General features: G+C 52.4%; 15 protein-coding genes. All 15 read left to right on the top strand.

Annotated elements, in window-relative coordinates; genetic code table 11:
* Window positions 1-7: 7 nt before the first annotated feature.
* The 15 genes from SJQ66_RS22415 to SJQ66_RS22345 all read left to right on the top strand — a co-directional run bounded on the left by SJQ66_RS22415 (window position 8) and on the right by SJQ66_RS22345 (window position 15151).
* Window positions 8-412: an InvB/SpaK family type III secretion system chaperone gene (locus SJQ66_RS22415; protein WP_157685854.1), complete on the top strand. Its 405-nt coding sequence runs from the start codon at window positions 8-10 to the stop codon at window positions 410-412.
* Between the two features lie 3 nt (window positions 413-415).
* Window positions 416-1723, top strand: coding sequence for a FliI/YscN family ATPase (locus SJQ66_RS22410; RefSeq protein ID WP_046153700.1), 1308 nt, complete (start codon window positions 416-418; stop codon window positions 1721-1723).
* Window positions 1701-2159 carry a hypothetical protein gene (locus SJQ66_RS22405; protein WP_024902852.1) on the top strand — a complete coding sequence of 153 codons (459 nt, stop codon included), beginning with the start codon at window positions 1701-1703 and terminating at the stop codon, window positions 2157-2159. The genes SJQ66_RS22410 and SJQ66_RS22405 overlap by 23 nt, the downstream gene beginning before the upstream one ends.
* Window positions 2143-3348 (top strand): hypothetical protein, encoded by a 1206-nt coding sequence (locus SJQ66_RS22400; RefSeq protein ID WP_320534569.1) that lies wholly within the window; start codon window positions 2143-2145, stop codon window positions 3346-3348. Before SJQ66_RS22405 ends, SJQ66_RS22400 begins: the two co-directional genes overlap by 17 nt.
* Window positions 3345-4454: a FliM/FliN family flagellar motor switch protein gene (locus SJQ66_RS22395; protein ID WP_253463370.1), complete on the top strand. Its 1110-nt coding sequence runs from the start codon at window positions 3345-3347 to the stop codon at window positions 4452-4454. The genes SJQ66_RS22400 and SJQ66_RS22395 overlap by 4 nt, the downstream gene beginning before the upstream one ends.
* The gene (locus SJQ66_RS22390; RefSeq protein ID WP_253463368.1) at window positions 4447-5160 is read left to right on the top strand and encodes an EscR/YscR/HrcR family type III secretion system export apparatus protein; all 714 of its coding nucleotides are present in this window, start codon (window positions 4447-4449) and stop codon (window positions 5158-5160) included. The genes SJQ66_RS22395 and SJQ66_RS22390 overlap by 8 nt, the downstream gene beginning before the upstream one ends.
* 2 nt (window positions 5161-5162) lie before the next feature.
* Window positions 5163-5429 carry a type III secretion system export apparatus subunit SctS gene (gene sctS / locus SJQ66_RS22385; protein ID WP_024902849.1) on the top strand — a complete coding sequence of 89 codons (267 nt, stop codon included), beginning with the start codon at window positions 5163-5165 and terminating at the stop codon, window positions 5427-5429.
* Entirely contained in the window at window positions 5429-6199 is a 771-nt protein-coding gene (gene sctT, locus SJQ66_RS22380; protein WP_253463491.1) for a type III secretion system export apparatus subunit SctT, read from the top strand. The genes sctS and sctT overlap by 1 nt, the downstream gene beginning before the upstream one ends.
* 45 nt (window positions 6200-6244) lie before the next feature.
* Entirely contained in the window at window positions 6245-7351 is a 1107-nt protein-coding gene (locus SJQ66_RS22375; RefSeq protein ID WP_253463366.1) for an EscU/YscU/HrcU family type III secretion system export apparatus switch protein, read from the top strand.
* 119 nt (window positions 7352-7470) lie between these two features.
* Window positions 7471-8001, top strand: coding sequence for a SycD/LcrH family type III secretion system chaperone (locus SJQ66_RS22370; RefSeq protein WP_046153695.1), 531 nt, complete (start codon window positions 7471-7473; stop codon window positions 7999-8001).
* A gap of 22 nt (window positions 8002-8023) precedes the next feature.
* Entirely contained in the window at window positions 8024-9637 is a 1614-nt protein-coding gene (gene sctE, locus SJQ66_RS22365) for a type III secretion system translocon subunit SseC family protein (protein WP_186303515.1), read from the top strand.
* Between the two features lie 54 nt (window positions 9638-9691).
* On the top strand, window positions 9692-10843 hold the full coding sequence (locus SJQ66_RS22360) for an IpaC/SipC family type III secretion system effector (protein WP_320534568.1): 1152 nt from the start codon (window positions 9692-9694) through the stop codon (window positions 10841-10843).
* A gap of 451 nt (window positions 10844-11294) precedes the next feature.
* The gene (locus SJQ66_RS22355; RefSeq protein ID WP_320534567.1) at window positions 11295-12986 is read left to right on the top strand and encodes a hypothetical protein; all 1692 of its coding nucleotides are present in this window, start codon (window positions 11295-11297) and stop codon (window positions 12984-12986) included.
* Between the two features lie 276 nt (window positions 12987-13262).
* Entirely contained in the window at window positions 13263-14240 is a 978-nt protein-coding gene (locus tag SJQ66_RS22350; RefSeq protein ID WP_024902842.1) for an anti-phage protein ZorA-like protein, read from the top strand.
* Between the two features lie 50 nt (window positions 14241-14290).
* Complete coding sequence (locus SJQ66_RS22345; protein WP_320534566.1) at window positions 14291-15151, top strand: hypothetical protein; 861 nt, start codon at window positions 14291-14293, stop codon at window positions 15149-15151.
* Window positions 15152-15182 lie beyond the last annotated feature (31 nt).

The following is a 15182-nucleotide window of genomic DNA, read 5'->3' as shown; positions in this document are numbered from 1 at the left end:
CATGGGCGTGAATTTGGATATCGTGAGCTTGGTACGGGACGCACTCTTTGAACTCGGGTGTGCTGACAAAGTGGATGATGGTCTGAACCCACATTCCCCCATACACATCAATTTTCGCGATGGATCAGAAATTCGGATCGATGCATCCGACGACATCGTTACGCTGATAGCACCGATGCCACCGGTAAGCGAGCCAATTTTGCAAAATGTGGCGACACAGTTATTGACGTTCGTCATGCGGGAGCCGAGCGCACTTTTTACGCCGAATCGCCCCGTGTTACTTTGGTACGAATCGCACCTCTCGCTGGAAGCGACGTTGGCCACGAATGCCAGGGCCATGCCCGCTTTTCGGTACGCGCTGGAACAGTTTTTTGAAGAAACACGCGCACTTATGCAAATCATAGGTCGCTAACAAATGGCACTGCTAGACTATTCTCAGTGGTATGCATCAGTGGATTCCATCACTGGACAGATTCTTCGTGCGCGTATACCTCGAGTGGCGGTAGGGGAGATATGCGCAATACATGCGAGTCTTTTCTCAGATGACGTGATTGGAAAAGCGCAGGTTGTCGCCTTGTCCGGGGACACGGCGATCATGACGGTCCTGCATCCGGTGGACGGATTTCGGCGCGAATGCGTGGTGCGCGCGACCGGTGATCGTGTTCAGGTGGAGATGTCGGTGTCGAAGCTAGGCACGGTTCTGGACGCCGGCGGGTTGGTTGTCGAGCGATTGAGTGATGCGATGGTTTCTCATGACGATCAGCATACTCATAGCATGCCACTGGATTCCATGGGCCCGCTTTACGCGGAACGTGACCCGCTGACGAGACCGTTGTGGACTGGCATACGTGCAATCGACGGGTTATTGACCTGTGCTATAGGTCAACGGATTGGTATCTTCGCGGCAGCCGGTTCAGGTAAGAGTTCATTGCTGTCAATGTTGGTAGGGGGAGTGGATGCCGATGTCACGATCGTAGCCCTGATAGGGGAACGCGGACGGGAAGTCAGCGAGTTCGTTGCCGGTGTGCGTTCCAGTGGCCGGGCAGGACGGACCATCGTGGTATATGCAACATCGGATCAATCTGCCGTGGAACGTGCGAACGCTGCCAAGGTAGCAATGGCAGCAGCTGAGTTCTTTCGGGACAAAGGCGCACGCGTCGTGGTGTATATCGACTCTCTGACCCGATACGCTCGAGCGGAACGCGATATTGCGCTTGCCTCGGGTGAACTACCAGTCAAACGGGGCTATCCGCTGTCGGTGTTCGACCGTTTGCCTAAGCTGATTGAGCGTGCCGGGTGTACGTATTCCGGAAGCATTACAACATTTTATACCGTTTTGCTTGAATCAGAGGAAGAAGCGGATCTGGTTGCGGACGAGTTTCGCTCATTGCTGGACGGACACATATATCTGTCCCGGAAACTTACCGAAATTCACCATTATCCGGCGATCGATATTCTTAAAAGCGCAAGCCGCTTATTTAACGGGGTCACCACCGCGGAGCAGCAACGGATGGCAGCGGTATTCCGTCAGCGATTGTCTAAATATCAAGAGCTACAGGTCTATATCGACATGGGGGAGTACCGTCGTGGACAGAACGCGGAAAACGATCAGGTTCTGGACAGGTACGAACGAATGCGTCAGTTTCTCGTACAGAGCGGTGGGGTATGGTCGAGTGCCGAAGAAACTCAAAGGCTAATGCATGAAGCGACAGCAACTGCTTGATAAGGTGTCGCGTGCTGCGAACATGGGACGATTACGGGCCGAGAGTCAGTATCGTGATGCTGCGCAAAAGCGTCAAACGCTGCAAAAATCAATTGAAAAGATCGAGGCCTCGATTCGACGTGAAGTGTCATATATGGAGACTTGTCTGCCGACCGGTTATTACTCGAAGGAGGATTATGCGGATGGACTTGGACGACAGGCGCAGGCGTTGCATGCATTGGCCGCATTGCGGCTTGCACTGGAGAATTTGTTGGACGAGCGTGCATATGCGGAGGAAAGGTTTTGCGAGGCAGAGTGGGCCATGCGAAACGCGATGGCCAAGGATGAGCGTATCGATCGGGAGCGGCGCGCTGCGACGCAATCGCAACGTAATGCCGTGGAGCGAATCGAGATTGAAGACATTGTCGAGGTGAAGTGCCATGTCCTCCAAGATTAGTGAGTTTAAAGGCAGGTTGCATGTGTTCAACCCTAATGTTGCCGACGACGGAATCAGCAGCAGCGCGCAGGCATCCGAAGGTGATTTGCAGGACCTTTTGCGGCGGCTCGCCGCCGATATGTCGGTAGCGAATGAGGAGGAAGAAGATGATGAGGAAACCTTCGTTTGCATGAATCGGGAACGAGATCATACGCTGCTTTTGAATTCACACATGCACAAGAACATCATCGATAGCCACGTGGCTATCGTACCGGATGGGGCATCGAATTCACAGGCCCCGCATTTCGGATCGGCAGATTGGCAAGTCACTCCGGCCGTGGCTTACTCTGATGTAGACCTTCAGCAGACTGGAAAGAGCGGTGATGGCAATCTTATTACGCGTAAAAAGTACGATGGTAGCGACGTACATAGTCAGGGCGACATGGTAACCCTGCTTCGAGCCAGTGACCCTCGTAATACGGTTTCGCCGGGCAACGCTTCATATCACATACCTTATGTGGATACGTGGCGGGCCAGGCCGGCGCGGCAATGTAACTTCTTTTTAGGCAGTCGTGACACTGCGAAGGCATGGTCATCACCATTGGAGCAGTTTTCAGCGGCGGCGGCGCTTGCATCACGGTTGTGGACACTGCGCTGGTACGATCTGTCGGATTCGCCAAGTGATCACAATGGGACATTTACATCCGCACAGCTATCGAACGAAGGCGTCTGCAGCGAGAGGGATGTCATCCGGTCTGTGCCTAAGCTATCGGTATGGAAGGAACGTCGTCAGCACGCAATCGAGGTCTCAGCCTCGCCCGAGTTACTGGAACCACCCGCCCAGCGGTTTGCGAGACAACCAGACGTTGTCAATGCCAAAACTGGCGAAATGATCGCTGACTCAGCGCGGGGTGATACGTTCGATGGCGACCGTATAAAGAAAACAGGCGGGGGAAGGGATGGAGCCGGTAGCGGTGCCTCTTCTTCTGCCTGGCGCCTCGTGTATACCTTTCAGAGTTGGCGAGGTGCGCCGATTGTCGAACTGACTGTCGACGGCGCAGCTAGCCTGCCGTTGGCTTCCTCTGGTTATCTCGCGGTAAAAATGACAGCAGTCGATCGTACTGCTAGAGAAATCATCAGACAGGTAATGCGTAGCTCGGCGCAATGTGTATCTACCACATCGGCCGCGAAGATCGTGTTCACGTCATGAGCTCAGGTCTGTCCCCCATGCCACCTCTGGCGCATGCTGTCGCCAGCGAGGCGCCGGGTGTTGCGGCAGCAATGAAAGACAAGGCAGGCGGAGGTAGCGCGCATACACAAAAGTGGTTGAGCCTCCGTTGCACTGATGGTGTGCGGAACGTGTCGATACTGCGCGCCGTTTTGGCAACGCGTTTTGAGGGTGTGCATGCCGTAATACGCCGTCCATCCTCGGTGATTCGATATGTCACATTTTCGGCGTTTCAGAGAGGCTACGCAACAATGGTGCTCGCTGAAATCGGACACTGCATCGCGTGGCGATATCCGCAGGCAACGCACTACGCATGGGAAGCACTGTCTGACCAGTTGCTTTTTTCTATCTTGCAGCGGGAGCAATGGCGAGACTTTATACCCGGCCCTCAGGAACCATGGGAGCGTGTGCAAATCGAGGGTGTCGGCCTCGCTTCAGCAGGCATGATGATAGAAATAACTCATCAAGGGATACGTTATTTCTACGAGCGCACACCTTGTCCGCTTGCGATAGGTTCGGCGGCGCAGTCAGATCACTACGTGGCCTTGGCCCGGACCTGTCCAGTGGCGATATCGATTGAGATTGGCCGAACCAGGATGTCGATCGGTCTCGTCGACACCCTGTGCCGTGGTGATGTTATCAAAATCGCGTTTCCAGCACCCGTTTTACGGATGTCGGAGTACGCCGCCATTCCACTGTCTATCGCACATGGAGTATTGATCGTGTCCGAAGAACCTTTTCTTGATGTCCATCATGAACAAGCGCTACCGGCTGCTAAAAGCATCCTGGACTCGTCCCCCGAACCCGAATTTGCCATGAACGGAGAACAGGGTCGGCAACCATCAGGCCAGTTCGGGCTAGCCACGCTTCCTGTTGGCCTGACATTCTCTTTCGCACCACTTACTCTCACCGTTGCTGAACTTTCAGCGCTGCAACCTGGGGATGTCGTGCCGGTTGCGTCCGGGGCGCGCCTGTTGATACACGTCAACGGACGTCAGATTGGTACTGGCGAGTTGGTGGAAGTGGCAGGGGAGTTGGCGGCGGAAGTGCTGACTTTGCAATTGGAGTCGACACGCGAAGATGCATAACCCCGAGCTTTCACTGATCACGCTGGTTGCGATCGTCTCACTGGTCCCATTCGTTTTCGCGTCAGGTACCTGTTTTCTAAAATTTTCGATTGTTCTCGTGTTGTTGCGAAATGCGATTGGTGTGCAGCAGGTGCCAAGCAACCTCGTTGTGAACAGTATTGCGCTCATGTTGGCTGCTTTTGTCATGCAACCTGTGATGACAAAAACGTTTGAAGCGTTTGAGGAAACAAATCAGGTGGCATCAATCGAAGATGCCGGGCCGTACCTGACAACGGTGTTCACGCCCTATCGTCAATATCTGACACAACATGCTGACAAGGAACTGGTCACATTTTTTCAGCAAGTGTCGGCGGCCGCAAAACAAAGATCGACGGCGGTTGACGCCTCTTCGAACAACGCCATCAATGAACCAAGCGAGCCGAACACTATTCGTAGAGCCGCTGTGCCATCACTATTCGTGTTGTTGCCGGCATATTCTTTAACGGAATTACGAGACGCTTTTAGAATTGGATTTTATCTATATATCCCTTTCATTGTGGTAGATCTGATTGTCTCTAACGTCTTACTGGCGCTCGGAATGATGATGATGAGCCCGGTGACGATCTCCGTGCCGATCAAACTGATTCTGTTTGTAGCACTCGACGGCTGGACACTCGTGGCCAAAGACCTCGTGCAGCCGTATCTGCCGTTGCACCTGCCGGGATAGACATGGGTAATATCATTTATCTATCCAACAAGGCGCTGATTCTAGTACTCCTGGTGTCGTCCCCGGCAATTCTCGTCGCAACAATTGTCGGTTTAGGCATCGGTCTTTTCCAAACCGTGACGCAGTTACAGGAGCAAACCCTGTCTTTCGGAGTAAAGCTGATCGCCGTGCTTGCCTGTCTGCTACTGCTTGAGCACTGGATGGCCACGATCGTAATGGGGTTTGCACGTGAGGCCGTGAGACTCGCATTTTCACGAAGCGTGCCGTGATGTGGCTGCTTCGTTGGTGGTCAAGTTATATATTCCATCATTTGGCATTGTGGGCGATGCTTTACGCGCGTGTTGCACCAACGTTCCTCCTGGTGCCGATTGTCAGTGCTCGCATCGTGGCGCATCCTGTCGTAAGACAGATTGTCATCCTATTCATTGTCATTGGTCTATCCCCGGTTGCTGTCTTTCATGTGCAGGGGCCGGATGGTATTGCACTAGCGAAGGCGTGTGTGGCAGAAGCCATTACCGGCATTATCATGGGAACCATCGTTGCTGCGCCGTTCTGGGTCGCTTCGTTGGTCGGCGAATTGATCGACAACCAACGTGGTGCCACCATCGCGGATTCAATCGACCCTGCAAGCGGCGTGGAGGCAGCGATTCTTGCGCCTTTTTTCAATCTGATGTTTGCAAATGTTTTCTTGCAACACGGCGGTTTGATCACCTTGATGACTTTTTTTTCTGAAAGTCTTCGCGACGTTCCACTCGGGACGATTCCTGAATTCCGCTATACATCGCTCGTTATCATGCTGAATCATGTCATGCAGTTTTCCGTCAGCTTGTCGGCGCCAGTAGTTGTTGGACTGATGCTGCTTGATGGCGTGCTCGCATTTATGTCGCGTCTGTGCAAGCAATTAAATGCGTTTTCGCTGTCGTTGACGATCAAAAGCTTTGCTGCTTACGGGATTATGTACTTCTACTTTGCTTCCACAGTGCCCTTACGCATTTTTCGATGGGTGAGCCTCTGGTCGTTACATGGCGTGCTTCACTGAAACATCATGTAACGCGAACGATGGGTACCGTCACAGGGGAATTTGGTGAGCGAAAAGACCGAAAAACCCACTGAGAAAAAGCGCAGCGAATCAGAAAAAAAAGGGCAATCGTTCAAGGCCGCTGATCTGAATACGATTCTGCTGCTTGCCGCCGGCGGGTTGTCAGCGCCGTACCTTTTTCATTGGAACAATTTTGGCAAGTTGTTCTCCTGGATTGCCGACGCCAGAGCGTACCCTGATCCGTGGTCGTATGTCGACGCGCTGATATCGATTGCTGCCGAACGTATCGTTGCATTTGTCGGTATCTGTACGTTGGCAACGGCCATACCGATGTTGCTACAGAGTCGGTTCACTTTTGCATTCAATGCCTTAAAGATTAATTTTGACGCACTGAACCCGGTGAATGGCTTTAAGAAGCTGTTCAACCTACGTGTTTTGAAGGACGCAGTCAAGGCGCTGTTGTACCTTACTGCGGCATCTGCCAGCATCGCCATTTTTCTTACTCTACATTATCGGGATCTCTTGGGACTTGCTGCCATGCCTGAGGTGTTGTTGCGTGTCGAATTGAATCGTCTCGGAAAATCTCTCGGTGCATTGTTGCTTGCGACAGCATTACCTGTGCTTTTGCTTGATTATATGGTGGAGTATTTTCTCTATATTCGTAGCCTGAAAATGGATAAGCATGAAATAAAAGAAGAATTTAAGGAAAGCCAGGGAAATCCGGAAGTGAAATCACAACAACGGAAACTTTCGCGAGAGGGCATGAGTGAGAAATTAAAAGAAAACGTAAAAGGATCGACCTTTGTCCTTGCGAATCCGACGCACATAGCAATCGGCGTTTATGTTGATTTCAAGGTCGCACCCTTTCCCATGGTCTCGGTGCGCGAACAAGGTGAGCGCGCTAGATCGGTAATCGAATACGCGATGCAATGCAACGTTCCGGTGTTACGCGACGTCCCGCTCGCCCGCAGGATATATGCACGCAGTCGGCGATATGAATTCATTGCAGTGGACGATCTTGAACCAATTCTCCGCGTACTGTTTTGGTTACGGGAGATCGAAAAGGCGGGTATGCCAGAGCCAGCCGCTTCCAACGCCGAACCCGAATTGGACAAACCGCCCGAGCAGGACTATTCGGTGCCCAGCGATTAATCACTAACATAAATGCATTGTGAGCGATTTGTGATAGTGATTAATTCATATGTTTTTTAATATTTCTAATGAAGACATGCCTGAGTGCACGTCATGGCACAGGGTATTGGAGAGTTGATATGAGCAACATTCAGCATGAAACGCACTCTGATGATGTCGCCGAGTTGGAGCGACTGAATCGCGCTGTGTTCACGGCCATTCAGAAAGGCGCGACCATGAAGGATTTGCATGGCGTGACCGATGCCGCGATGGAGGGACTTTATGCTTATGCCTATCGGTTTTACCAGCAGGGAAAATTAAAAGAGGCAGAATCGTTTTTCCGATTTTTATTCATGTACGACTTTCGCTGTGCGGAGTACCCGATGGGGCTCGCGGCGGTATATCAGTTGCGGGGAGAGTACGTGAAGGCGATCGAATATTATGCCATCGCCGGGTCTTTAGCAAAGGATGATCTAAGGCCTATCTTTCATGCTGCGCAATGTCACCTTTGCTTAGGTAATCGCGCCGCCGCTCGGCGCAATTTCGAACAGGTTTTGGCGCAGGCCGAGCTGCCTATTTTGCGGGAAACCGCAAAGTCTTGCCTCGAAGTGATGGCGAAAGACTCGTCGTTGACAGAGGCAGAGCCCACGGGCGATATGTCGTCGCCTTAAATTACGTTGTTGAGGAGGGAAATTGATAAACGTCACAACTACGAGTGCCAGGCTATTGAACCTGGAAGAGCAGCCCGCAGCAAACAAATTCTCCAGCGTAAATCAGGCACGTAAAGAGCGCGCATCTTCGACGTTTATCAAAGTCGAAGATGCTTCGGGACAGAAAGACAGCGCGGCAATCGGATTTTGGCGTACGCCATCTCTCGCAATGCCGAAGAGTGTGCGAAGCCGGGATCAAGCCTCAGCGGTTTGCGTCACACAGCAACTGGCGTTGATAGGCGGTGTCGTATCGGATGCCGGGCCATCAGGTGAAGCACTGAAACAGATAGGCGAGAACGTTGCGCGGTGGGAGGCATCACTGAATCATAAACTCGATGTGCATGCGAGCACCGTGAATGCGTTTAGCGATTCGGTGAAAGAAGCGGAACATGCCGTATCGGCCTGCTTGGCAAACACAGCTTCGCCAGAATTACTGAAAGCGGCCGTTTCCGCAACAAGAAACGCCGTGCAATTAGAAGCGGAATGTACTACCACGATGCAAGCGTTGCCGACTAGCACGCAATCGTTAGGTGTAGATGACACGCGCTTGTTGAGCAGTACCGCGGTGCTTACGATTGCTTTGGCGCGACTTGAGGAAATGATGTCGAAATGCAATATCGACACACTCGACGAGCAACGCACAATGCTGAACGGGTTGGCGGAAAAACGTCAAGCAACACTGCAACAAAAATCTGACGACTACGCAGCGAAATTGGCGGAAGCGCAGCGATTGCAAGACACGGTTGGCGAAATTGCGAAGATCGGTGGATGGGCATTGACTGCGATTGGTGTGGGTTTGGCGATATTCACGGGTGGTGCTAGTTTACTGATCGCGGCGGCCGGCCTCGCACTAATGGCTGCCGATGCGATCTTCAAGGCGGTCACCGGGACCTCATTTATCGACGAGGCGATGAAGCCCGTCATGGATCATGCGGTGAAACCCATGATGACTTGGTTAAGCAAACAAGTCTCAGAGGCGCTCGAATCATGCGGCGTACCCAAAGAGAAAGCGGAAATCGCTGGCGCTGTAGTGGCAGGCATCGCGGTTGCGGCTGTCATGGTTACCGGGGTGGTTGCAGTAGGCAGCGTAGGCGGTAAGATTGCATCAGTTGTCGCGGAATCGACGGCAAAGGAACTTGGCGAGGTGATGGAATCCGCGGTAATGCGCAGCGTTAAGGACGTGATGGTGAAGCTGGCCGACGATACCGGCGTCACATCGATGGCATCGCGCGCAAAAGAGGCGTTTGCCGCGCTAAAAGAGCAGGTCGGCCTTGATAACCTCGAAGAGGGTCAGATCAATGCGATTGCAACCCGTACCAGGGTGGGTCTGACAGTTGGAGAAACCGGGTTGTCTGGTGCCCAAGCAGTGATCGACACCGTCGCCGCTGCCGATACGCGCGATGCATCCATGGTGAAGGCATCGATGACGCGTATTCTTGCCGATAAAAAAGTGATTTCCGAGATGCTTCAGGAATTAGTGAATGCGTTGTCCAGCAGTGCATCTGCAATGCGTGAATTAAATTCAGCGATGTCTAATACATTGAAAAACGAAGTGTCGTCTGAAACGTTCCTGCTGAACAACGCACGCTCAATCTGATATCGGCATTTCACAAATAAATAGAAACAACCTATTGATAAGGATTACTATTTTATGAACATCAGCGGATTTTCTCGATCGAACGACTTGGAGCTTCTCAAGAACCTTGAAGTCATCATGTCTGATACGGTGAAAATGGAATCTACGCCAGCGGCGAAAGTGGGTGGTCAAACCTCAACGGCGTTTGCATCAAATGCGTCTACCTTGATCGTTCCGTCGCGTGCGACGTCGACGCAACAAGCGCCGCAACTCACCATGCCGACACTGGCGTCAAATCAGAACATCAGGCTAACGGACCTCGCCGCCATTGCGCTTCCCATTGCATCTGGCCGAGACGTGGTCGGCAACGCTTTCGCCAATTCCCTTGCCAGCGCGAGCGGTCACGACCATGATAAAGCCGCCGGCTTCATGATGGACGATGCGCAAATCGATGTTTTATTGTTGATGAGCGCGGCGTGGCAAAAAGCGCAGATCGCCGACCGTAAACTCGAGAGCGAAATGACAACATTGGCGACTGACGCCGCGACTAACCAAGCGCAATCGCAGATTGCGGCGGGTGAAGATGCATTTGCGTCGGCGGTGGGAGCCTCTGCATTGAACGTAGCCATGCAGGTAACGGGTGCGGTGACACGAGTGCGTGCCTTGAACAAAGAGCATGATTCGCTAAAGATCAACACACAAAATGCTCAAGATTCTCATGCTCGTGAAAATATGATCAATAGGGCCGTGCGTTCGACCGAAGCAGTGCGGGCATCCGAGATCAACACGGTCACAGTGGGAAGCGGCGCGCAGACGCGAACGCTGCGACTTGAGGAAGACATGTTGCGCACGCCTGCCGCGCATGCGGCCACGATGAGTGAGGGAGCGATGCTATCGGCAAGTCGTTCCACGGATTTGTCGACACGGCACGCCTTGAATCAACGTACCTGGGGCCGCGAGTACGCGAAGGCGGATTTGTGGCGCATGGGCGGTGATGTGAGCGCAAAAATGGTAGATGGCGTTGGGCAAATGGAGCAGAGCAACGAGCACGGACACCAGACGATCGAGCAGAATCAACAGGAAGTATCGCGTAGCGACGCCTCGCTACACGAAGAAAGTGCTCGTCAAAATCGGGCTATTGCTCAGGAGATGCACAACATCACCAACCAATTGATCAGCAACATTGGATCGGTTGCGGCCCAGGTTGCTGGAAATATACGGGTCTGATCGGTACCGTCTTCATCATGTCGCCTGACCGGCATGATGAGGCGTCTTGGAGCACCAAGACGTACTTGCCATGTGTACTGGTACGCAATCAACGTGTGAATGAAAATTACATCGTTCATACCGCTTTGCGAAACTATATTTGAAAGGGTGTCGTATGCCACTATCTAGTTCTCAAGTAGGAAATTACAGGCCAAATCTTCCGATAAGGAGAGATCTGTCTGTTGGTAATCTTCGATCGGTACAAGGGCCGTGCCGAAATTCGTCTATCTCAGAAGACATCAGTACGGTTACGAACGATTCCTTAAGCGGGTCTTCCTTTCAAAGAGAATCTAATGCGGCCCGTTCTTCGAATGCTACAACTCCAGGGCTGGACGTAGTCGGAAAAAATCAACTGGGCGCTGCAAAATCAGTCACCGCGCCAAATGCGTCGACCGAAGAGGTCGAGTTGACGATGCGCGCATTTGCGCGCGAATTGATCCTTGAACTCGGCGGTCAGCGTGCATCGCAGGGTGCGGAACAACTGAATACGTTGCTTTCTACAACGGAGCCGAATAGTGGGACGCAACGGTATCTGAGACAGTTCATGTCGGCGTTGCATCTTCTGAACGTGCCCGGTATGTACGATAAGTCTGATCCGACGCACATGGAGAAGCGACATGCTTTAGCGAATGCCTTTATTGATGCTGTAGAAGAAGCAGCAAAGCTACATAAAACAAAGCCGGGTGGCGCCGACGAAGTGTGGGGGGCAAGGCTCGACTTGAACACGTCGACGGGGGCGCGTAGTTACAAGTGTGTCACGAAGATGTGGCGTGCATTGGGGGATGCACTTAAATATCGTTCGAATGACGCGACCGATATGGAGCATATGCAAGCTTACTATGATCGACATGTCGTGCCACGCACGCAACTTCGCGCTCAATTCGTGTATGGCGAAACCACCGACAATCCCGAGGCAAGGCTCCATACTGGATCGAAACAGACTGTGTGGAATGCCGCGCGCTGGCTGGTTTGCCTTAATATTTCCAATCCCGAAGAAAAAGGGCTTAGTCTCGGACACGCATGCAACCTTTTGCATTCGATGCCAGAATACCTTCGTCGCCCGGAAAACAAACCTGATTCGTCCACTGAAAACAAAGATAGGTCGTTGCCGGGAGACGCTACGAATAGCAGGGATAATGCGGGTGATGCAAGTCCGCAGGCGTCGAGTAGCGATGGAAACCTTAATGGCGTGGGTGCCGGGAGCCGCGTTCACCCCGAACAATGGCATGTAAATCTGCACATGACTGGGCCGACAATCCATTGGAACCAAAATGTGACGCCGGGCCAAACATACGGTAGATCTTTCCCTGAAAGATCCGACGCTGGCGACAATGTAGCACCTAGCGCAGCAAATCGTCAGGACAGGCAAGACGTGGAGGACATGCAGTCGAATAGAAATACACTGCGCGCCCGTCATACCCAAAATACGCCTCCGACCGACACGTATGACGGCCATTTCTCTACATTTGACGATGACGAAGGTTTGACGCGTGGTACAGGCTACCTGCCAAACATGGAGAACACGCAATCGCCCCGAAATACACTACACGGTCATCGTACGCAATCCACTCCACCATCGGAGGATGGCAGTGAGCCGGCGGATGATCGACCGAATCGGCGAGACAGCGTGATGGAGTCGGATCGCAATGGTGATACGCAAACGGCATCTATGCCAGAGGGTATAGCGTGTTCAACGAATGGTATCCAGGAGACTCCAGGAGCATTGGGCAGGGTGCCGGGGCCAACGTTTTTAGGTTTGGAAAGGTCTGATTCAATAGAAAATAGGGATATTGATGGGCCGTTTCAAACGCGACCACTGAACGAATCGCAAATCGGCGCCGGTACGCCTAACTCGCCTGTCGCATCGCGATCCTCTTCGTCGATGTCCTCCAGCGGAAGCAGCGGCTTCCAAGCACCTCTTACAACAACTGTATCGTCGCCAGTGACAGCGCACGATGATGGCATTCAGAGGCAGCGTTCATCAAGATTTGATATTTCAATATCCACGCCGCCAATTCTTTCGGGGGGCGTTGGGCATCGTTCTCCCGCGGAAACTCAAAAAGCATGGCGAGAAATGGTGGCACGTTTTGGTCGCGATGGGTAACGGTCGTTTGCATCTTTCGCGTTTTACTTGATTGTCGTTGCAGCATTGGGCATTCGCCTACGTTCAAACTGGCCTCGGATGATGGTGCAGCTCGGCGATTACGATGCATAGTGGATACCTATGCGCGGCGCTCATCAAACACGGCTGCCAGCAATGCAGCCGGCTACGCGATGAGGTAACGCCTCGCTGCCACGACATTTTGTAACGAGCGACATTGGCTCTTTATCTTGTTTTTCTTCGACGCTTCGTCGACTGTTTTGGAGCCGTGTTGTTGTGATGTTTGAAAAGGTACTGGATACGCCGCTCTCGGTCATCGTCTTGCTTATAGTGTTGGCGGCGCTGGAGTTGTATTTCTTGGCGCGGTTTGTTGTGCCTGCGGTTGCGTTGCTTATTCGATTGAACGCCGCGGTGCGGGGCTTGAATAAGATATGCAGGTCCGCAGATGGCAATGCCCATTTGGATGCACTTTTTTCAAAGGATCGCTACCTTGCACTTTCCTGGGATCGTTACAAGAAGACCTTGAGCGGCGCCACGGTAGAAAAGAGGGACTTATCAAATACGGCAACTGTTCCGGCTTCTTTGTATTTTGATCGCCACGATAACGTCAACGTGCCATTGGCGCTTGATTTTTTCCGCCACTGCCCGGGCATCATGACGGGAATCGGGATTTTTGGAACGTTTTCGGGTTTGCTGCTGGGTCTGCATCGGTTTGCGGATACGGTTGCCGGGAAGCAAAACGCATTGGCAGAGGTTCATTCAGTGGCGGGAAACCCAGCAGTTGCATCGCAAGTGCGCGATAACGCGTTTGTTGCTTTTGATTCTGGTGCTTCAACGTCCGCTGCGGTACAGCCTACTCTGAAAGTGCTGGACGATACCACTGGCAGCGGATTAGCGGCGCATCATGTATCGGGAAGCACTATCGCGCACGGGATGACGACATTACCGTCCGTTATGGATGCACATACCGTGATAACTGCATTAGCACGACTTCTGCATAGCGTCTCGGATGCTTTCATTGTATCGGCCCTTGCGATCCTGGTTGCGCTATTTACCACTCTGATAGAGAAATTGCTCGTTGCGCATTGCTATCGTCGTCTGCACGAGGTCTCGTTATCGATTGATATGTTAATGGCATTTAGCCCGCATGACGAGGGTATGGCGCGCTTGATTAGGGCAATGGAGATAACGGCCACGCAAACGCGTCAGATTACGTTGGTCGTGCAAGATGCCTTTATGTCCCGCGATCGCATTTAGCGACATTTAGCTAATAAGGTATTCTCAAGCATATACGGTGGGAAGAAGAAATGATTGAGTCATCTCGGCAGCGCCCTCGACGTGATATGCACCATGATGGTGAAGAGAACCCGTTTTGGATATCGCTTGCTGACATGATGACTGGCTTGGCTTGCCTGTTTATCGTGATTGGATGCTCGGTCATGTTGATGTGGATTGCGGGTTCGAGTGGGACTTCTTCTGATCGTAGCGTTGCCGTTGGTTCGCTGGATCCCGAGCAAGCCGATTCATTCAAAACGAATGTCACAAACGAGGCGCTGCCCCCCTCAGGCGAAAACGATAAAGGGACTTCTAGTCGGTTGGTTGCATATGGCAGCAGCGTTTCAGCGGCATTACGCGCTATTTCCTTGCTCTCTCGCCAATACGGCTTCCAGGTGAATCCAGTAGCACGCACAATCGACTTGGGTAGCGCTGCGAGATTTCCGCTTGCAAGCGATCGGCTCAGCACGGAGCAGGAGTCACTGCTGAGTAGCTATGTCGACTCGCTAGTTGATCTCGCGCAGAACGATCCTGCCTTGGTTTTGTTGAAGTCGATCACCGTTGTAGGTTACACCGATCCGGCTGGATCTTACTTATTCAATCTGGACCTCAGCGCTCGCAGAAGTGAACGTCTGATGTGCGCATTGCTTGATCCAAGTACGCGTGAACGGGATGTTTATGCACAGCGAATTAATTTGTCTGATGAAAAACGAACGCAGATGATTCGCACTTTATTCAAGCTGGGTGGCTATTCGGCAGCAGAACAGAAATCCACGCCTGAGGCCAGTCGGCGATTGAGCTTGAAATTGGATTTCTATGGATTAGACGAACCCAGGCAGCTTGCCAGATCGACATCCTCCCCAATTGGAAAATGTCCATTGAATGAGCGTTAAGTACCGATGGGCGGCGCGGATTGGCGTTGCG

Origin of the sequence: Robbsia andropogonis, from assembly GCF_034047095.1 — a bacterium.
GTDB classification, from domain to species: domain Bacteria; phylum Pseudomonadota; class Gammaproteobacteria; order Burkholderiales; family Burkholderiaceae; genus Robbsia; species Robbsia andropogonis.
Note: the sequence above shows the minus strand (reverse complement) of the source record. Positions and strands in the feature narration are given on the sequence as shown.